Annotated in this window: 18 protein-coding genes; 3 read left to right on the top strand and 15 right to left on the bottom strand. The window is 36.3% G+C overall.

What is annotated here, in order from left to right; all coding sequences use genetic code 11:
- Positions 1-149 precede the first annotated feature (149 nt).
- The 3 genes from uvrA (at position 150) to EK417_RS05240 (ending at position 4,819) form a co-directional block, all read left to right on the top strand.
- Positions 150-2,942, top strand: coding sequence for an excinuclease ABC subunit UvrA (gene uvrA, locus EK417_RS05230; protein WP_136521530.1), 2,793 nt, complete (start codon positions 150-152; stop codon positions 2,940-2,942).
- A 92-nt stretch (positions 2,943-3,034) separates the two neighbouring features.
- Positions 3,035-3,802 carry a methyltransferase domain-containing protein gene (locus EK417_RS05235; RefSeq protein ID WP_136521531.1) on the top strand — a complete coding sequence of 256 codons (768 nt, stop codon included), beginning with the start codon at positions 3,035-3,037 and terminating at the stop codon, positions 3,800-3,802.
- 246 nt (positions 3,803-4,048) lie between these two features.
- Entirely contained in the window at positions 4,049-4,819 is a 771-nt protein-coding gene (locus EK417_RS05240; protein ID WP_136521532.1) for an alpha/beta hydrolase, read from the top strand.
- 315 nt (positions 4,820-5,134) lie between these two features.
- Here the strand turns inward: EK417_RS05240 and EK417_RS05245 are convergent, their stop codons facing one another.
- The 15 genes from EK417_RS05245 to EK417_RS05315 all read right to left on the bottom strand — a co-directional run bounded on the left by EK417_RS05245 (position 5,135) and on the right by EK417_RS05315 (position 19,488).
- Positions 5,135-5,836 carry a MarR family winged helix-turn-helix transcriptional regulator gene (locus EK417_RS05245; protein WP_228457888.1) on the bottom strand — a complete coding sequence of 234 codons (702 nt, stop codon included), beginning with the start codon at positions 5,834-5,836 and terminating at the stop codon, positions 5,135-5,137.
- 419 nt (positions 5,837-6,255) lie between these two features.
- A complete protein-coding gene (locus tag EK417_RS05250; RefSeq protein ID WP_110366053.1) occupies positions 6,256-6,627 on the bottom strand; it encodes a response regulator in 372 nt (123 codons plus the stop codon).
- 19 nt (positions 6,628-6,646) lie between these two features.
- On the bottom strand, positions 6,647-7,216 hold the full coding sequence (locus tag EK417_RS05255; RefSeq protein WP_136521533.1) for a chemotaxis protein CheB: 570 nt from the start codon (positions 7,214-7,216) through the stop codon (positions 6,647-6,649).
- A gap of 11 nt (positions 7,217-7,227) precedes the next feature.
- Positions 7,228-8,058 (bottom strand): CheR family methyltransferase, encoded by an 831-nt coding sequence (locus EK417_RS05260; RefSeq protein WP_076597381.1) that lies wholly within the window; start codon positions 8,056-8,058, stop codon positions 7,228-7,230.
- Positions 8,059-8,424 (bottom strand): response regulator, encoded by a 366-nt coding sequence (locus EK417_RS05265; protein WP_181446068.1) that lies wholly within the window; start codon positions 8,422-8,424, stop codon positions 8,059-8,061.
- A 15-nt stretch (positions 8,425-8,439) separates the two neighbouring features.
- The gene (locus EK417_RS05270; protein WP_136521535.1) at positions 8,440-12,048 is read right to left on the bottom strand and encodes a response regulator; all 3,609 of its coding nucleotides are present in this window, start codon (positions 12,046-12,048) and stop codon (positions 8,440-8,442) included.
- A gap of 5 nt (positions 12,049-12,053) precedes the next feature.
- On the bottom strand, positions 12,054-13,529 hold the full coding sequence (locus EK417_RS05275) for a hybrid sensor histidine kinase/response regulator (RefSeq protein ID WP_076597384.1): 1,476 nt from the start codon (positions 13,527-13,529) through the stop codon (positions 12,054-12,056).
- 407 nt (positions 13,530-13,936) lie between these two features.
- Complete coding sequence (locus EK417_RS05280) at positions 13,937-14,236, bottom strand: hypothetical protein (RefSeq protein WP_076597689.1); 300 nt, start codon at positions 14,234-14,236, stop codon at positions 13,937-13,939.
- 114 nt (positions 14,237-14,350) lie between these two features.
- Positions 14,351-15,787 carry an SDR family oxidoreductase gene (locus EK417_RS05285; protein WP_136521536.1) on the bottom strand — a complete coding sequence of 479 codons (1,437 nt, stop codon included), beginning with the start codon at positions 15,785-15,787 and terminating at the stop codon, positions 14,351-14,353.
- Positions 15,788-15,835: 48 nt separating this feature from the next.
- Positions 15,836-16,426, bottom strand: coding sequence for a GTP cyclohydrolase II (ribA, locus tag EK417_RS05290; protein WP_110366048.1), 591 nt, complete (start codon positions 16,424-16,426; stop codon positions 15,836-15,838).
- Between the two features lie 26 nt (positions 16,427-16,452).
- Entirely contained in the window at positions 16,453-17,001 is a 549-nt protein-coding gene (locus tag EK417_RS05295) for a lipocalin family protein (RefSeq protein WP_136521537.1), read from the bottom strand.
- Positions 16,991-17,680, bottom strand: a complete 690-nt coding sequence (locus EK417_RS05300; protein ID WP_110366046.1) for a lycopene cyclase domain-containing protein — start codon at positions 17,678-17,680, stop codon at positions 16,991-16,993. Before EK417_RS05300 ends, EK417_RS05295 begins: the two co-directional genes overlap by 11 nt.
- Positions 17,677-18,129 (bottom strand): sterol desaturase family protein, encoded by a 453-nt coding sequence (locus EK417_RS05305; protein ID WP_076597694.1) that lies wholly within the window; start codon positions 18,127-18,129, stop codon positions 17,677-17,679. Before EK417_RS05305 ends, EK417_RS05300 begins: the two co-directional genes overlap by 4 nt.
- A 1-nt stretch (position 18,130) precedes the next feature.
- Complete coding sequence (locus EK417_RS05310; RefSeq protein WP_136521538.1) at positions 18,131-18,595, bottom strand: SRPBCC family protein; 465 nt, start codon at positions 18,593-18,595, stop codon at positions 18,131-18,133.
- Between the two features lie 56 nt (positions 18,596-18,651).
- Positions 18,652-19,488, bottom strand: coding sequence for a phytoene/squalene synthase family protein (locus tag EK417_RS05315; RefSeq protein ID WP_076597696.1), 837 nt, complete (start codon positions 19,486-19,488; stop codon positions 18,652-18,654).

Raw genomic sequence — 19,488 nt, forward strand, 5'->3', positions numbered from 1 at the left:
GTCCGCATTTATAAAAATGCAGCAACAGGTTTCGGATGAATTCAGAATAGAGGTAAAAGTTCAATTGATACCGGCTGCAGAATATTTGTAGCCAAACACCATTACTGACAGCCTTAATGCTGTACAGTCTTTTTATGAATAAACAAAATATGGCTAACACAACAGAAATAGATATAAAAAAACAGATTTTCGTTAAGAATGCCCATCTTAACAATCTGAAACATATAGACGTCCTGATTCCGAAGAATAAGCTTATTGTTATCACAGGAGTTTCAGGAAGCGGAAAATCCTCTTTAGCCTTTGATACTATTTATGCGGAAGGACAGAGAAGATATGTTGAAAGCTTAAGTTCTTATGCCCGTCAGTTTTTGGGAAAATTAGAAAAACCAAAAGTAGATGATATCAAAGGACTTGCCCCTTCCATTGCCATTCAGCAGAAAGTAATTTCTTCCAATCCTCGTTCTACAGTGGGAACTTCTACAGAGATCTACGATTATATGAAACTCCTGTTTGCAAGGATTGGGAAAACCTTTTCACCGGTTTCGGGAGAAGAAGTGAAAAAAGATTCGGTTTCTGATGTAATTGACTTCATCAAGGCTTCAAAAAAAGATACTTCATTTCTATTGACCGCTCCTTTGGAATATGACATTAATAATTTTAAAGAAACATTAAATGTTTTAAAACTGGCCGGTTTCACGAGACTTGAAATCAATGGAAATGTAGCCGGAATTGAAGATCTGGAAAGTTTTGGTTTTGCTCCGGAAAAAGGAATGACGATCAACCTTGTAATAGACCGTTTCTCGTACGAAGAAGACGAAAGCTTTTTACAAAGACTTGCAGACTCTATTCAAATGGCATTCTATGAAGGACGCGGATATTGTTCATTAAAAAACACCGATACCGAAAAAGTAAAAGAATTCTCTAATAAATTCGAACTGGACGGTATGGAATTCCTTGAACCCAACGTTCATTTTTTCAGCTTCAATAACCCATACGGAGCATGCCCGGCATGTGAAGGATACGGAAAAGTAATCGGGATTGATGAAGATCTTGTAGTTCCCAATAAAACGCTTTCTATCTATGAAGATGCTGTTGTCTGCTGGAGAGGAGAAACGATGAGTGAATGGAAAAAAGATTTCATCAAAAAAGCAGGTGACTTCCCTATCCACAAACCTTATCATCAATTAACAAAAGAACAGAAAAACTTCCTTTGGAAAGGTGACGGAAAGAGTAACTTCCCATGCATCAATAATTTCTTCAAAATGCTTGAAGAAAACCTTTATAAAATCCAGTACAGAGTAATGCTTTCCCGCTACAGAGGAAAAACACTTTGCCCTACATGTGAAGGATTGAGACTTCGTGAAGAAACAAGCTGGGTAAAAGTAGACGGACATAATATTCAGTCGATGATCGAACTGCCTTTGGATGAACTCGCTCCGGTAATTAACGGATTAAAGCTTTCCGATCACGACAAAGAAGTGGCCAAAAGACTGATCTATGAAATCACTACCCGTCTGGAATTTTTATTAAAAGTAGGATTAGGATATTTAACATTAAACAGAACATCGAATACCCTGTCGGGAGGAGAAAGTCAGAGAATTAATCTGGCAACCAGTTTAGGAAGTTCTTTGGTAGGGTCTATTTACATCCTGGATGAGCCTTCTATCGGGTTGCACTCTAAAGATACGGAAAACCTCATCGAAGTATTGAAAAATCTTCGTGACCTTGGAAACACCGTCATTGTAGTGGAACACGATGAGGATGTGATGAGAGCGGCAGACTATATTATTGATATTGGCCCGGAAGCGGGTTATCTTGGCGGCGAACTGGTATTTGCCGGAGATTATAAGGATCTGAAAAAAGCAAACACGCTTACTTCAGAATATCTTACCGGAAGACTTGAAATAGAAGTTCCGAAGAAAAGAAGAAAAGGAAAAGAATGGATTCACATTAAAGGAGCCCGTCAGAATAACCTTAAAAATATAGATGTAGACGTTCCTTTGGAAAGTCTGGTAGTCATTTCCGGAGTTTCAGGAAGTGGAAAATCTACTTTGATGAAAGAAATCCTTACCAATGACATCCAGATCCAGCTTGGAATGGGCGGTAAAAAAGGAGATTATGACTCTGTAGAATTCCCGAAGAAACTGATCAAAAATATTGAACTGATTGATCAGAACCCGATTGGAAAATCTTCCCGTTCAAACCCTGTAACTTACTTAAAAGCTTACGATGACATCCGTGATCTTTTTGCCAAGCAGAAAGTCGCTAAAATGATGGGTTACAAGCCTAAACATTTCTCTTTCAACGTAGATGGCGGAAGATGTGATGAATGTAAAGGAGAAGGTGTAATCAACGTTTCCATGCAGTTTATGGCAGACATTGAACTTGAATGTGAAGTTTGTAAAGGCACACGATTCAAAAATGAGATCCTTGAAGTAAGATTTGATGAGAAAAACATCTCTGATATTCTTCATATGACCGTAGATGAAGCGTTGGAGTTCTTTAAAGAGAATAATGAAGAGAAAATCGTAACGAAGTTGAGACCTTTACAGGAAGTAGGTTTAGGCTACTTACAACTGGGACAAAGCTCTTCTACCCTTTCCGGTGGTGAGGCGCAGCGTGTGAAGCTGGCTTCATTCCTTGTAAAGGGGGTTACAACAGATAAAACGTTATTCATCTTTGATGAGCCTTCCACAGGGCTTCACTTCCATGATATTCAGAAATTACTGAAATCATTACAGGCATTGATTGATCTTGGACATTCGGTGATTGTTATTGAACATCAGCCAGATATCATCAAATGTGCAGATTATATTATCGATATTGGCCCGGAAGCTGGAAAACACGGTGGAGAAGTTGTATTTGCAGGAACACCTGAAGATCTGACTAAAAACAAAAAGTCCTATACGGCAAAATACATCAAAGAAAAACTGGAACAATAAATACATACAATCGGCTGTTTTGAAACAGCCGATTTTTTATTGAGATTTTCTATATTTATTCAACGTATTAAACCATTACAAAATTATTCTTTATGCCCTGGAATCCCGAATTATACGATCAGTACAAAGATGTACGCTACAAGCCTTTTTATGATCTAGCAGCATTGATTAAGCCCGGAAACAATATAAAAGCTATTGACTTAGGCTGTGGAACCGGAGAACAAACCTCTATCCTTACGGAAAAACTGACAGGTTCCACATTCTTAGGAGTTGATTCATCAGCAGAAATGCTTGAAAAATCGAAGAAGTATGAAAATAAAAACCTTCATTTTAAGCTTCAGTCTATTGAAGAAACAGCACAGTCTGACCAGAAATGGGATCTTGTGTTCAGTAATGCCGCTTTACAATGGGCTGATGATCACCAAGCCTTATTTCCTAAAATTATTGGATTGCTTTCACAAAAAGGACAATTAGCCATACAAATGCCTGTTCAGAAAGAAAATATTCTCAATCAGATTCTTACAGAAATGGCAGATGAAGCCCCCTACGTATCCCAGTTAAATCATTTCAACCGTGATTCTCCGGTGCTTTCAATGGATGATTATGCCCAGATATTATTTGATAACGGAATTCAGGATATTGAAATATTTCAGAAGGTATACCCTATTATTGCAGATGATTCTGAGGCATTATACACCTTTATTTCCGGAACAGCATTGTTACCCTATTTAGAACATCTGGAAGGAGAACATAAAGAAAATTTCATTTCAGAATTTAAATCACGCATCGCAAAAAGATTTACAAAATATCCGGCCATCTATGCATTTAAGCGCATCCTGATGTATGGCTGTAAGAAATAAGTTTTTCATCTGAGAAACCAGAAACGCTGCCGGATCCGCAGCACAGACATCTTCACCTTTGCAGTCTGTAAGACTTATTTCTGTTGGAAAAAGTTTCCCTGTAAGATGAATCAGCGGTAATAATTTTGATGGCAGCCTTAAACAGAACCTGTATTAAAAAGCTAAATAAAGGAAGATGATTTTCCTCACCGGAACTACCTCCTATATTGGCAGATGAACTAAATTCCGGATTATAAAAAACAAATCATGAAATACTCTCAAGTCATTATTTTCGCCATTCCTCTCTTCATATTCAACTGTTCCGTACAAAAGAAAAATACTGGAAATAATGATTATGAAGTAAAGCTGGATACATTAACCTTATTTGACCAGAGCAGAAACCGAAAGATTCCTGTTGCTTTTTACCATCCTAAAACTGTTAAAAAAATCCTACATCAGCCAGTCGTTATCTTTAGTCATGGATATGGAGCCAACAAAGGTGGAGATTATTTTGTATATTCTTATTTAACGAAAAAACTGGCTTCAAAAGGCTATTTTACAGTAAGCATTCAACATGAACTTACGACAGACAGTCTTTTACCAACCGAAGGAAATTTGCAGATTGTAAGAAGACCTTTCTGGCAAAGTGGTTCTGATAATATTCTGTTTGTACTGAATGAACTCAAAAAGACTCACCCGGAGCTGGATTATCCGCATCTGACTCTTATAGGCCATTCTAATGGAGGGGATATGGCAGCATTATTCACCAATCAGCATCCTAACCTGGTATATAAACTGATTACAATGGATAACCGCAGAATGTTCCTGCCGAGAACTTCCCTTCCCAGGATTTACACATTACGCTCCAATGATTACCCTGCTGATGAAGGCGTTCTGCCTGATGAAGAGAACCGGAATAAGTACCATATCACCGTACAGCCTACGCAGATCAATCATGGACATATGGACGATAAAGGAACTGATGAAGAGAAAAAAACCTTGAATGATTTTGTTTTACAATACCTTTCTGAACCATGATTTCAGAAAACCCAATAAGTTATCCACATTTTTTTGTGGATAACTTGTGAATTTTAACATTAAATTCATATTCCGTATTAAAATTATTACTACATTTACTATGTAATAAACATCGAAGTGGAAACTTTATTTGCTTTTCTTACTACTCTTGAAATTGCAATTAAATTTGAAATAAAAATTTAAGCACAGCATTGTCGGCTGTGCTTTTTATTGTTGTCTAATTAAAAAAATGAGATGTATTATCTACTGGATCTGCCCCTAAAGGGCAGATTCTTTTATTTAGGTAGTTTTGCAAATAGTACTTGTAAGAATTTACTATGAATTTTCAAATGCATATTCGTCATAAACAGTGTTAATAAGCTGATCTGAGTTGATGTTTCGCGAAAAAATAGGATAATGAAAACGATCCAGTTTATTGAGAATACGAATCAGATCCATCTTCTCTTTATGGTTAAGATTTCCTGCCACAATGTTGGTAGCCTGCCGGATCTTCTCCATTTGTTTTTCAAGGGTCAACAACCCTCTTTCAGAAATACGGATTAATTTGCTTCGCTTATCCAGATCAGAATCTGTTTGCTCAACAAGCCCCTGACGCAATAGTCTTGTAATGATAAGCATGCCTACCGGTTTATCATGAATATTCTTTTTGATAAGGGCCATTTTGGTCATTTCACCAAATGCCTTCAAATTGATTAAATAAATAAAATCTTCCTGGGTAGAAAATTCAGAATCTGATATCGCAGATTTTGAGTAAGTTTTTGCATATCGGTTAAGATGAACAAGTAATGTATTGATTGCACTTTCCGGTGTTCTTCCATTTTCTTTACCTTCCCAATAAGGCTCATCAAAAGTATCAGCCTGTTGGGTAGTCTCCTGATCAGAAATCCAGGTCTTAAAGCCTTCTATTGTAGCAGGATAGACATCGGGATATATATTAGCTTCTGATTCAAATTGCTCGAGGAGCGTCATAAAATCTTTAATAAGGGCAAAATTCATGTTGATTAAAATAGTATACAAATATACCTTATTTTATTATAATGTTAAGTATTTTCCCCTTATACGGTATAAGATTTGTACTTTAAAGTATAATTATCAATAGTATGGATGAAACAAAAATAGAATTATTGGATCTGATTAATGATAAGCATTTAATAGATGAATATTTTAATTTCAAAATAAAGAGGGAATTGAATATCGACATTGATCTTAGTTCTGAATATATTACTGCACATAATATAGTTTCAAAAAAATTAATTCTTGTGCAGACATTCTCAAATACGATAATGGACAACCCGCAGTTATATCTTTTATTACGCTCTTTAATTAATAATATCAACAGCTATTATCTGACAAAAAATGAAATAATTTCTACTCTGAAAAATCAATAATCCCTCAAAATTTGAGAGATTATTGATGCCTGGAAAAGTATATGGTATTTATACCTGTTCTTTTAGATGTTTTGCCACCATTTCTTCAAGGTCATCCAGATTGAAAGGTTTTGATACATAATCATCTGCCTGTGCTTCGGAAGCTAAAGCCGCGATATCATTATTTGCAGTAACATAGATGACAGGAATATGATTAAATTCTTCACTGCTTTTAAGAAGTTTTGTAGCTTCTACTCCTCCTATTTTCGGAATCCAGTTATCCATCAGAATAACATCAGGATGATATTCTGCTACTTTCTCCAGAATGTCATGTGAAGTTTCTGAAATCTTAACTTCGTAGCCATTCTCTTCAAATATGATGGTAATTACTTCCAAAATAGCAGCATCATCATCAAAAATTAAAATTTTCTTTTTGTTCATATTATTTAGGTTATTCTTATTACAATTGATTGATATAATCTGCCAAATTATCCGGTCTGATAATGAGATCATAATTAATTTCTTCTACGGCATGTTTGGGCATATATTCTACTTCTGCCGTGGCCGGATCCTGAATCCACACCTGTCCGTTATTTTTTTTTATGTAGCACAAACCTTCTACTCCATCAGCATTGGCACCTGATAAAAGCATTCCAATCATATGCTCTCCAAAAATTTCCGCTGCAGATCTGAAGGTAACGTCTATTGAAGGGCGGGAATAATTCATTTTTTCTGAGCTGTCCAATGACATATTTTTCTTATTCTCAAACAGTAAATGATAATCAGCAGGAACAATATATATGGCGTTATCATTTAATTCAGTTTTATCTTCTGCTTCTATCACCGGTATTTTAGTAAACTGCTGTAGTAAAGTCCGCAAAATATCTCCGGATTGGGCTTTACGGTGAAGCACAACAACTATTGGGATTTTCAAAGTATCATCAAGATTTTTGATCATTTCAATAATGACCTGCAGACTTCCTGCCGATCCTCCTATAACAATCAGTTCAATGTTCGTCTGTGATTTCATAGCAGTATTTATTAATGGTGATCAAGCTTTTTCCAGATTTTCTGGTCTTCCACCTGGTGATAATTCTTTTCAATGGTAGAAAACCTAAGTGTTTCTTTAGCTCCAAGAGCCAGAAAGCCTAAATTTTCCAGACTGTTGTCAAAAAGGCTGAATACCCTTTCCTGCAAGTCTCTATCGAAATAAATCAAAACATTTCTGCATATAATCAGCTGAAAACTATTGAAAGAACTGTCTGACACCAGATTGTGAGTAGACAAAATAAGTTTTTCCTGTAAGCTTTTATCAAACTTTACACTGTCATAATTGGCCGTATAATAATCAGAAAAATCACTTTTCCCACCTGAAAGCATATAATTTTCGGAGTACAATTTCATCTGCTGCAGCGGAAAAACTCCGGCTCTGGCCGTCTCAAGAACTGCAGGGTTTAAATCAGTACCATAGATAAGGGATTTATGATAAAGACCTGCTTCTTTCAGCAAAATAGCAATAGAGTATGCTTCTTCCCCCGTGGAGCATCCTGCAATCCAGATCCTGATCAAAGGATAGGTTCCTAATTGAGGCAAAATTTTCTCCCTTAATGCTTTAAAAAAAGAAGGATCGCGAAACATTTCTGTGACATTTACTGTAACTTCCTCTACAAAACGTTTTAAATATTCGGCATCATTCATGATGGTATATCTCAGTTCCGCGAAGCTGGTAAACCGGTCTAAAAGGCATATCCGATTCACCCTTCTTTTAAACGAAGCCCTGCTATAACCGGAAAAGTCATAGCCATACATCTCATAAACATCGTTGATCAGATATTCTACTTCTTTATCTTTTATGATACTTGGTTCCAGCATCTATGAAAGTTTTTCTATTGCCATTATTAAAAGGTCTACATCAATGGGTTTCGAAACATAATCATCAGCTCCTACCTCAATACATTTCTGACGGTCTTCAGGCATTGCCTGTGCAGTAACGGCAACAATGGGAATATCTTTAATTTCAGGGGTGTTTCTTATAATCCTTACCGCCTCATAGCCATCTATTCCAGGCATCATCATATCCATCAGTACCACTGAAAACTGAGCATCAGCCTTTAGCATATCTAAGGCTTCCTGAGCCATAGTACAGGTTTCAACCGCATATCCACGAGCCTTAAGGGTTAGCTTCAATGCGAATATATTGCGTGGATCATCATCCACAATTAAAATTTTCTTATTCATCAGAATTTTATCTGTTTAACTTTCATATAACCAAACGCGAAGAAGCGACAATAGCTGATCAATATCCACGGGTTTTGAGATATAATCCGAAGCTCCGGCTGTAATACACTTCTCGCGATCTCCAATCATTGATTTTGCAGTTACGGCTATGATAGGAAGCTTTTTAAATGCCGGCATTTTTCTTATCTGCTTTATGGTTTCATAGCCATCCATTTCCGGCATCATCATATCCATTAAGATCACATCTATATCAGGATTGTGGTGAATTTGCTCAAGGGCATGCTTTCCATCCATGGCTACAATCACTTCCACCTTATATTTTTCCAGGGCTTTGGTTAAAGAAAAAATATTACGGACATCATCATCCGTAATGAGTACTTTTTTACCACTCAACACTTCGGTGAGAGATCCCAACATTCTGCCTGTGGTATTTTCTGAGGAATTATTTTTTTCTTCCACCAAATGCAGGAACAACCCTACTTCATCTAAAATTCTCTGGTATGAATGTGCTGTTTTTACAACAATTGAATCTGCATACTGTTTTATTTTAAGCTCTTCTTCTTTAGATAAATGGTGTTCTGTAAAAATGATAATAGGAAGATTTTCCAGCCCTTCATGACTTTTGATTGATTCTATTACATGATAATCATTTCCTTTTGCGCTTCCGATATCCAGAATAACGCAGTCAACAAGATCCGAAGTCAGAGCTTTTACACTATCTTCCACCGTATGTTCTACTGATAAAGAGATATTGAAATTGCTCAGGAAATAAGACAATGCACTGGCATGCTTGGCGTTTTCTTCTACAATCAGCACTTTTTGAGATCCTTTTTTTAAGGCTTCTTCGATTTTTCTGAATACATCAGTCATTTTATCCAGCGCTACCGGCTTGTTAATAAAGTCTACAGCACCTTTCATCAGGCTTTCCTTTTTAAGATGAAGGACAGACATCATATGAACCGGAATATGTTTGATATAAGGATCAGATTTCAGTTCGTCCATTACCTCCCAACCGTCTTTTACAGGAAGCTGAACATCCAGTAAAATGGCATGTGGGTGGTACTTCTGAGCTGCTGAAAGACCATAATCTCCTCTCACTACAACAACTCCTTTATAGTTTTGCAAATGAGCATATTTCAATAAGGCTTTAGCAAAATTGATATCATCTTCAATAATTAAAATAACTTTATCCCCTTCCTGAATATTTTCTCTGTCATCCGCCACATCATCAGGAATCTCAAGGGTATTTAACAGAGTGTTTTTTTCTTCTCCATCATCAAGTATATTTTGGATTTCTTCCACATCTTCACGTATCACTTCTACAAGATTCTGATCCGTCTCAGAATGAGCAATTTCCGTTACGGCATGTACAGGAATGATAAAACTGAATTCACTTCCTTTGTCTACCTCACTTTTCAGAGCCAGCTCTCCTCCCAGAAGCCTGGCAATTTCACGGCTGATTGATAAACCAAGGCCTGTCCCTCCAAATTTTCGTTTGGTAGAACCATCTGCCTGCTGGAATGCTTCAAAGATGATCTTTTGCTTATCTTCTGCGATACCAACACCTGTATCTTTAACTGAAAATATTATGAAATCAGGTTTTTCAGAATGTTTTTTGATGTGTAAATCGATGCTCCCTTTTGTGGTAAATTTTAAAGCATTGGACAATAGATTTCTTAAGACCTGATCAATTCTAAGGCGGTCACTTTCGATAACGTTCTGAACGTCTGCTTCAATTTCAATGTTAAACGGAAGGGCTTTCTCCTGAAAGACAGGGTTAAAAAGACTCTTTAGATCTTTTACCACTTCTTCGATAATCACCTCCTGATATTCAAGAGTCATTTTACCGGATTCTATTTTTGCAAGATCCAGGATTTCATCAATAAGGGTTAATAAACTGGTTCCGGAACTATGAATTACTTTTGCAGATTCTACTTGATCTTCATTGAGGTTTTCATCCGGATTTTCCGTCATTAGTCGTGATAAAAGAAGGATTGAATTCAGCGGAGTTCTCAATTCATGAGACATATTGGCTAAAAACTCAGATTTGTATTTGGTACTTAATGCCAGCTCCTCTACCTTCTTCTGAATCTCATTATTACGTTCAGCAATCAAATGATTTTTCTCTTCCAGCAATCTGGAACGCTCTTCCAGTTCTGCATTGGCCTGCATCAGTTCTTCCTGCTGTACTTTGAGCTCTTCTTCCGAAGCCTGAAGTTTCTGTGTTTGTGCTTCAAGTTCAGTATTCAGATTTTCAAGTTCAGAGTGCTGAACCTGCAGTTCTTCAGACTGTGCCTGGGTTTCTTCCAGTAACTGTTGTTCTTTTTCCCGGCCTTTTGCAGCACTCAGGGCAATTCCTATATTAACGCAACATTCTTCAAAATAACTTATTCTGTCTTCATCAAAGTTAGAAGTGGAGCCAAGTTCCAGAACTCCGATTATATGACCGTCTGCAAAGAGTGGAAGCAGTATAATTCCATAAATTTTAATCGTACTGCTGGCAAAAGTCACTACAAAATCATCTTCATGAAGATTATTATAAACCTGTGTTTTAGTTTTAACAAAAGCCTGCCCCACCATTCCTTCTCCAGGTTCAAAAGATTTTTTCATATTGGATTCCAGTCCGTAAGCTTTATTAAGCTTTAAGAGGCCTTCATCATATAAATACAGTGAACCGTTGATACAGTTTCCATATTCAATCAATTGCATTAAAGCTTTATCAGAAACTTCCTGCACCGATTTATTTCCTACCAGTGATTCATTCAGCAAAGCAAGACCTTTCTGACGCCAGTCACTTCTATTAATTTTATCAAAGGAGGTTTTGAGAGACTCTGTCATATTATTCAGAGATTCAACAAGGTCTCCGAGATCATCCTGAGCGTTATCCACTACTTTTTCACTGTAATCACCGTTGGCTACTCTGTTGGCAATTTTTTGAATAGCACTTACACGACGCGTTGTTTCTTCATCCTTCTCCTTAAGCATTTTTTCCAGTTTATCTCTTCGGATAAGATCTGCGCGCATTTTTATATAGAAAAATGCAGTTACAACAACTGCAGCAATTGCGGAAAAAATGATAAACAGAACCGTTGTCTGGGATGAACGGTTAAGATCCTTATTTTTAATTTGCAGCTGCCTTTCTTCGTATTGTACAAAATCATTAACAATTTTCCGGGATTGATCCATATAGGCCTTGCCTTCAATAATCTGCTGTTGAGTCATTATAATACCTCTTCGTCTGCTCTCAACCAAATGCTTCAGATTATCCATTACCCGATCCACTGCAGCTTTCAGACCGGCAAGTCTTTGTAATTGATTCTGATCATTGATACCCAAAGATTCAGCGCGTATCAAAGCTTCAGGATATTCTTTCAATCCCCTTTTATAGGGTTCAAGAAAGTCTTCTCTTCCGGTAAGCTGATAACCTCTGTTTCCGGTTTCTGCATCCAGTAAAGCAACCAGCACATCTTTCACTGCTGTTACAGAACGTCTGCTTTTAGAAAGATTCTCCCGATGATTCATCTGGTTCCGGATACTCCAATAGGAAGCCAGTGAACTTGCGATTAAAATCAAAAGCGAAAGACCTACTCCAAACTGAAGATTTCGTATTATTTTTTTGGGCATTAAAATTAATTTAGTGGTAATGTAAAATAAAAAGTAGAGCCTTCATCTAGAATGCTGGAAACGCCAACACTTCCATGGTGCTGCTTGATGATTTCAGAACAAATGAACAATCCGATCCCCATACCCTGAAACTGCAATGAAGATTCTTCTACACGATAGAATTTCTTAAATACAGCATCCTGTTTAAAATCAGGAATTCCAATCCCAAAGTCGGTTACATTCACTCGTACTTCTTCCGCTTCCTTGTCTACAAAAGTGGTAACTATAACCTGATTGTTATCTGGTGAATATTTAATGGCATTTGTGAGAAAATTAATGAGAACCTGCTCTATACGGATCTCATCTAAAGGAATTAAAATATCAGGTTTTGTTCCATGACGCTCAATTTTCACTTCGCGCTGATCATGGGTTTGCAATATTGTTTCAATAGCATTATTGATCAAATTTTCGAGGTTAACCGGTTTTTTATTAATTTTAAGTTTACCATTTTCTATTTTGGAAACATCCAGCAGATCTGTAATAAGGGTATTCAGCTTTTCAATCTGTCCCTGAACTTTCATAACAAATCCTGCTTCTGAGCTTTCTTTATCAAGTTTCAACTTTCTTTCTAATAACTGCACATATGCTTTAATACTCGTTAGAGGTGTCTTCAGCTCATGGCTTGCAATACTTAAAAATTCGTCCTTTTCTTTTTCGATTTTCTTCTGGTCATCAATATCAGTAAAAGTTCCAACCCAGTTTTTAATACGACCTTCATCATAAACCGGAGTTACTCTTAGCAAATGATAGCGGTAATTACCTGAAATGACATTTTTAATTCTAATCTCCAGCTCAAGAGCTTTTCCTTTTTTCCTGCATCTTGCAAACTCGTCTGTGATATCAGGATCATCCGGATGTATTTCAGGGAAATTCTGTTCGGTTTTTGAATATTCGTACCACTTACCATTCACAAAATCAACGGCTCCTGCTTCATTCAGCGTAAATGCAATTTGTGGAAGCGATTCCAGCATTAAGTGAAAATGGTCTATCTGAGACTTCATCGTCACTTGTGATGCACGTCTTCCTTTAACCTCCAGTTCAAGATTCTGCTGGGTCTTTTTCATGGCTATATTCTGCTCCTGAAGATTGTAGAAGGTTTTCACCTTAAGCAAAAGGATCTCAGGATCCACAGGTTTGGTTACATAGTCTTTAGCACCGGAAGCATAGCCTTGCGTTATGAATTTTTTGTCTGTGCTGACAGCCGATAAAAATATAATGGGAACTTCTTTTGTTTTGCTATAATCTGCCAGTGTTTCCGCCACTTCAAAGCCGTCCATATCAGGCATTTGAACATCCAGAATAATGAGGGCATAGTCGTTTTTGAGGGCTTTGCCCAGAGCCTCTTCACCGGAATTGGCTGTTTCCACCTGAAAATCCTTGGATTCAAGTAATTTTTGCAGTGAATAAAGATTACTTTGATTGTCATCAACAATTAAAATCATAGAAGTTAAAATCAATAATTAGTTACAGATATTTAAACCTCAAAAATACTCACAATATTTCAAAACATAGCAATTTTTAAAGGATTATGAGTAAGTATTTCATACCACATTTTTTCCCCGGAAACTATGCATTCGCATTATCATTTTTCAGATTATAATTGGCAGGATAAAGAGAAGAAGTTTATGAAAACAAAAGAATATGTATTCAAAATATTTGGGGTAAAATCAAATTTTGGGGAATCCGCTTATTTTTATTGATAAACTCTATGAAGAGTGTGAAATTTTATATCAGGTTAGCATAACAATGCTGGAAAGATAAAACACATCAGAATATAGAATACAAATAAACTATATAAAATAATAAATGACCAGAACTTTAAGAGTTCTGGTCATTCATCAAACTAACCTTAATTTGTTTTCTTTCTCCATTCGGCTTTTACATCTTCTGCAGCATCTTTTGTTTTTTCCCAAGCCTCGTCCGCTTTATCTTTAATATCATCCCAAGTGTCGGAAATATTGGATTTTACTCTTTCCAGCCAATCTTCCTGTGTTGCTTCTTCATCACTATTTCTTTTTTCATTGATATAATCTCTGGCTTTATCTGCTAAGTCATTCACTTTCCACTTTGCATCATTTGCTGCATTTTTTAAAGTGTTTTCTGTTTCGTTTACCGCTTTTTCCGCTTTGTTGTAATCTGAATTATTCATAATATAATATTTAAGTATTTGGTATATAAATAAACAACCTTCATACCTAAAAAATACATACTATGTTAAAATATTCCCAAAATTGAAATTTGTAGAATTTTTTAAGTGAGAATTTTATTTTTGCTTTCCACTGAGTCTTCTAATCATTCCTTTGAAGATAAATCCATGGAATGGCAGTACCATCAGCCAATACAACCTTCCCCAAACACCTTTTGGCCGAAAGACAGCTTTTTGCCAGATTTTATTTCTGTAAATTTTAAACATCAGCCATGCTTCTCCCGGAAGTTTCATCTCCGCCAATAAGATGAGTTTTCCTTCTTTACGGTTGGCATACAGTACTCTCCAGAAGTCCAGTGCATCACCTTCTATAAGATCTGTAGGATGCCTGCGCCCCCTTCTCAATCCCGGGCCGCCAACCATTTTATCAAATAATCCTCTTATTTTCCAAAGACTCTGCCCATACCATCCATGAGTTCCTCCTAACTCAAAAACACGATCCATACAAGCTTCCCTATCATCATATTCTTCACTTCTGAGGTCTGTAAAACAACCATATTTCGGTACGTCCTGATATTGTTTTAATGTTGAATCATTACGGCTGCTGATAAAACTGTCTTTCCAGCTGGATATAATTTCATTGGCCTGAATTTTTGCAAGAGTCCGTTTCAGTGCTGTATCATACGAAAACGGCTGAATGCCGGTAATTAATTTAATTTCAGTAAGACTTTCAGGACGGCAGACCACTTCTATTTTCATGCTTCCAACCAATGCTTTTGCCAGATTATAAGAAGTTGAAGTAATAAAATAGAGCCAGTAGGAAGATAATCTGGGGGTCATTACGGGCAGTGTAAAAATAGTTCTTTTAAGACCTCTTACTTTTGCAAACTGTAACAACATCTCTTTATAGGTTAGCACATCATCACATCCAATGTCAAAGTTTTTCTGATAAGCATTTTCTTTAAAGAGTACAAAAATCAGAAAATCCAGAACGTTGGCAATACCTATCGGCTGACATCTGGTATACAGCCACTTAGGAGCTACCATGACGGGCAGCTTTTCAACAAGATCTCTGATGATCTCAAACGAAGCACTTCCTGATCCAATGATAATTCCTGCACGCAGAACGGTTGCGGGAACCCTGCACTCCATAAGGATTTTTTCAACTTCATACCTGGAGTTCAGATGCTTTGAAAGTTCTTTTTCATTCACCAGCCCTGAAAGATACACAATATGTTTACATTGTGTTTTTTCTATATAACCAGAAAAATTAGAGGCACATTTTTTTTCTGAATCTTCATAATCAGCAGAATTGCTCATAGAATGCATCAGATAATAAGCACCCGCAATATCTTCAGGAATATTTTTAAGTGTTTCCGGCTTGAGAAAATCAACTTCAATGACTTCAATAAGCTGTTCATCGATATCCATGTTTCTGGTAAAACGACTAACGTCTCTACAGCAACAGACTACTTTATATCCCTGTGCAGCAATTACACTGATCATTCTTTTACCAATATAGCCGGTAGCTCCTGTAAGCAGTATTTTTTCCATAATTATTGGATTTCACAGGTTTATATCATTGTGTCTGCCTAATGGTTATTATATTTTTTCCAAGAGATGACCAAAATAGTCCTTTTTTTTAACAAGATAACCTTCATTAACTTCATTGGGATCTATTTCTAGGGGAATTCTGCTATTGAGTATCATTTCACTGTTCTCTATTGATTTAATCTTATCAGGATTATTCGTTAAGAGATTAATTTTTCTGATGCTCAGCAGATTCAGCATTTCCACGGCCACATCAAAGTTCCTTGCATCAGCGGGAAGACCCAGCCTGAGATTAGCCTCAACGGTATCCAGCCCCTGCTCCTGAAGGGCATACGCTTTGAGCTTATTAATAATTCCGATATTTCTACCTTCCTGGCGGAGATAGATAATGACGCCTCCGTTTTCAGACATATATTTCATTGCGGCATCAAGCTGCTGCCCGCATTCACATTTTTTAGAATGGAAAACCTCTCCGGTAATGCATTCTGAATGAAAACGTACATTAACTGTCTTATCAAAATCTGTATGTTCTGCTACCAGAACCAAATTTGGACTCCAGTCTTCTTCATGTTCTGAAAATGCATATACTGTGAATAATCCATAATCAGTAGGTATTTTTGATTGAGCTTGTATTTTGAGCATAAGGTTTAGAGTTTAAAATTAAAGCTTTATTTGTCAAAAGGATTTTTTTTATCCTGTTTCACCCAGATGAGCTTAGAGGTATCATAGCCAATTTCCTGAGCTTTGGAAATAAAATTCTTTTTTATATTTTCCGGGATGTTTTTTTCACGGGAAAGAATCCAGAGATAGTCTAAATTTTTCCCTGCAACCAGGGCATACTTGTATTCTTCCAGGGCAACTACATTATAACCGGCATAAAAAGGCCCGAAAAAACTGACCTTCAAAGCAGCCACATTTTTTTCTCCTCTGAATTTAGCAGTACCATTGGCAGAAACCCATTTGTTCTTTTTAAAATTATATCCGCTGTTGACCACGTTTACATTTCCGTCTGCATTAAGGCTGTACTGAGCGATTGCATTATCAAGGTCTTTTTCAAAGCGATAATCGAATCTGGCAATTTCATACCATGTTCCTAAATATCTGTTGACATCAAACTGGCTCACAGGCTGTGCTTTTTCAGGCATGGAAGAACAGGATGAAAAAATGTTTAGAAGCCCAAAGCTTAATAGTAATGTAAGAATGATTTTATTTTTCATTTTTAGTTATTTTTTTAAAGAAATAAATATTTAATAAAAACTGACTGTAACCATAAACAGCATCTTCAACAGGAATGGTTCCCATTCTGATGCCTAAAAAGTCATCAGGATTGTAGTTTACAACTGGAGACGGAATAAAAGATCCTGTCAGGATTCCATTCACTGCAAAAAATCCGGGCATTAATAGCAGGTATACAAAGCTGGCCTTTCCTATCCATTCTTTTTTAACAATAAAATGCAGATAGCAAAGCGTGAATAGGGTTACAATTACTGTAAGTAAAGTATAAATTCTGTCATAATAAAGAAACCCTGTTACACTGAGAACAATGACGGAGGTAAATACAATGAGATTATTAAAAGCATTAGCCCCATTCATATTAAAAAATTTCTCCAGGCAGTAATAGGTAAAAACACAAGAAAAAGGAATACAATAAAAGAACAGCCATTCTTCAAGGGGAAGCCCTGATATCTTAATTCCTAATGTATAATTAAGATTAAACCACCATACTCCTTTTGCGGTGAACCATATATCCCAGATAATAAAGGGAACTGCAACGATTGTAGATGACAACAGAAACTTTCCAAAAAGCTTGTTAAATTGTATCCTCCTGTCAAAAGAGGCTAAAAAGCAGATGATGACAGTGAAAAAATTAATCAGTATGTAAGTATAAGGCATCATTTTTTATTGAAATACATTTTAAAATATTTAACAGGAATCCACAGAAATCCGAAGCACTCTCCCTCTTCTTTACCCAAATGTTTGTGATGCTGCTTATGAGCCCGTCTTATGGCAAGGAAATAGGGATTTTTGGTTTTTGTAAACATTTTTACTCTTTGATGGATAAATATATCATGCACAAAGAAGTAAGCCATTCCGTAAAGACTAATTCCGAGACCAATAAAAAACCAGTAACTGAATTCCTGCTTTACGCCTAAATACAATAAGGCAATAGCGGGACTTGCAAAAATGAAAAAAAACAGATCATTCCTTTCAAGTTTTCCGTTATGGCTGTGATCATGATGATCACGATGCAGACTCCAAAGAAAACCATGCATAATATATTTATGAATAAGCCACGTAGCCCCTTCCATAGAAATAAAAACAAGCAAAACAACCAGAAAATTCATGTCAATTGTGTTTGTGGTTAAAAAGTTCATTCAATACTTTGTATCTGAAATCGAAAATACCTCTGAGCTTTTCTTTAACAAATAAACTATGAGCTATCCTTCCAAAAATCCCTAATGGAAGTTGATAATATACAGTATCTTTCATTAATACACCATTCTCATCTGGAATGAACTCATGTAAATGATTCCAGTATTTATAAGGTCCTTCTTTCTGAAAGTCTGTAAAATTTCTGCCTTCTTTTACCTGACTGATAATCGTTTTCCATTTCATTGGAATTCCCAATACAGGAGATACGGTATAATCTATTTCCATGCCTTCAAAAATAGATCCGTCCTGTATATCTGAAAGAACCACAAAATTCATGCTTTTAGGTGTTATTTCGGATAAATTATGAGGAGAGGAAAAGAATTTCCATGCTGTCTCAATATCACAGTTCAAATGCTGTTCTCTGTATAATCTGTACATCGTTATTTTTTATTGATTTATAAATTCTAAAAACATTCTTCTAAACAAAGGAGCTATCAGAAATAAGCAGATTTGTATCTTATATAGCTTTTGAATGCTACCAATAATTTCTGTGAATTGGCAATCCTGATTCTTTGCTGCAGAATATTCTGCGAACTTGTTTTCTTTATTTTTTCAAATAATGACAGATAGTACCTGTATGCGAGATATACTCCAAAAACGGAAGACCCGGGCAGCTTCTTAATTCCCTGCAGGGCTTCTTTGAATTCTTCTTCAATTTCTTTTTCAATCTGAGCTTTAACGGTATTATCAAACACAGACATATTCAATGATGGAAAATACGTTCTGCCCAAAATCTGGTAATCATCTTTCAGATCACGTAAAAAATTCACCTTTTGAAAAGCTGACCCCAGCTTCATGGCGAATGGTTTAAGCTTTTCAAATTGCTGTTTATCACCTCCTGTAAATATCTGCAGACACATAAGACCTACCACTTCGGCAGAGCCGTAGATATATTCATTATAGAGATCAGAATTGTAATCTATTTTCTGCAGATCCATTTCCATGCTGTGTAAAAACTGATTGATAAGCTGGATATCAATATCATATTGGCGAACTGTTTCCTGGAATGAGTTCAGGATAGGATTGATTGAAATGCCGTCTTCCAATGCATCATAGGTTTCAGCTTTTAACCTTTTCAACAGCTTTTCTTTATCATAGCCATGAAAACTGTCAACAATTTCATCTGCAAGACGTACATAACCATAAATGGCGTAAATAGCAGATCTGATGGATGGTTTTAATGCTAATATTCCTAATGAAAAACTGGTACTGTATTTCCGTGTAGTATACTTGCTTACCTCACAAGACAACTCATCAAACAATTTTTTCAT

Origin of the sequence: Chryseobacterium candidae, assembly GCF_004916905.1 — a bacterium.
In the GTDB taxonomy this organism is placed as follows: Bacteria; Bacteroidota; Bacteroidia; order Flavobacteriales; family Weeksellaceae; genus Chryseobacterium; species Chryseobacterium candidae.

Bases quoted from the DNA above. Each gene is read 5' to 3' on its own strand.
- EK417_RS05305 (WP_076597694.1), bottom strand. From the start codon at position 18,129: ATGAATTTTCTGGTTGTTTTGCTTGTTTTTATTTCTATGGAAGGGGCT.
- EK417_RS05275 (WP_076597384.1), bottom strand. From the start codon at position 13,529: ATGATTTTAATTGTTGATGACAATCAAAGTAATCTTTATTCACTGCAA.
- EK417_RS05260 (WP_076597381.1), bottom strand. From the start codon at position 8,058: ATGCTGGAACCAAGTATCATAAAAGATAAAGAAGTAGAATATCTGATC.
- EK417_RS05235 (WP_136521531.1), top strand. From the start codon at position 3,035: ATGCCCTGGAATCCCGAATTATACGATCAGTACAAAGATGTACGCTAC.
- EK417_RS05310 (WP_136521538.1), bottom strand. From the start codon at position 18,595: ATGTACAGATTATACAGAGAACAGCATTTGAACTGTGATATTGAGACA.
- EK417_RS05285 (WP_136521536.1), bottom strand. From the start codon at position 15,787: ATGGAAAAAATACTGCTTACAGGAGCTACCGGCTATATTGGTAAAAGA.
- EK417_RS05315 (WP_076597696.1), bottom strand. From the start codon at position 19,488: ATGAAAAAATTGTTTGATGAGTTGTCTTGTGAGGTAAGCAAGTATACT.
- EK417_RS05240 (WP_136521532.1), top strand. From the start codon at position 4,049: ATGAAATACTCTCAAGTCATTATTTTCGCCATTCCTCTCTTCATATTC.
- EK417_RS05280 (WP_076597689.1), bottom strand. From the start codon at position 14,236: ATGAATAATTCAGATTACAACAAAGCGGAAAAAGCGGTAAACGAAACA.
- EK417_RS05255 (WP_136521533.1), bottom strand. From the start codon at position 7,216: ATGAAATCACAGACGAACATTGAACTGATTGTTATAGGAGGATCGGCA.
- ribA (WP_110366048.1), bottom strand. From the start codon at position 16,426: ATGCTCAAAATACAAGCTCAATCAAAAATACCTACTGATTATGGATTA.
- uvrA (WP_136521530.1), top strand. From the start codon at position 150: ATGGCTAACACAACAGAAATAGATATAAAAAAACAGATTTTCGTTAAG.
- EK417_RS05300 (WP_110366046.1), bottom strand. From the start codon at position 17,680: ATGATGCCTTATACTTACATACTGATTAATTTTTTCACTGTCATCATC.
- EK417_RS05295 (WP_136521537.1), bottom strand. From the start codon at position 17,001: ATGAAAAATAAAATCATTCTTACATTACTATTAAGCTTTGGGCTTCTA.
- EK417_RS05250 (WP_110366053.1), bottom strand. From the start codon at position 6,627: ATGAACAAAAAGAAAATTTTAATTTTTGATGATGATGCTGCTATTTTG.
- EK417_RS05265 (WP_181446068.1), bottom strand. From the start codon at position 8,424: ATGAATAAGAAAATTTTAATTGTGGATGATGATCCACGCAATATATTC.
- EK417_RS05270 (WP_136521535.1), bottom strand. From the start codon at position 12,048: ATGCCCAAAAAAATAATACGAAATCTTCAGTTTGGAGTAGGTCTTTCG.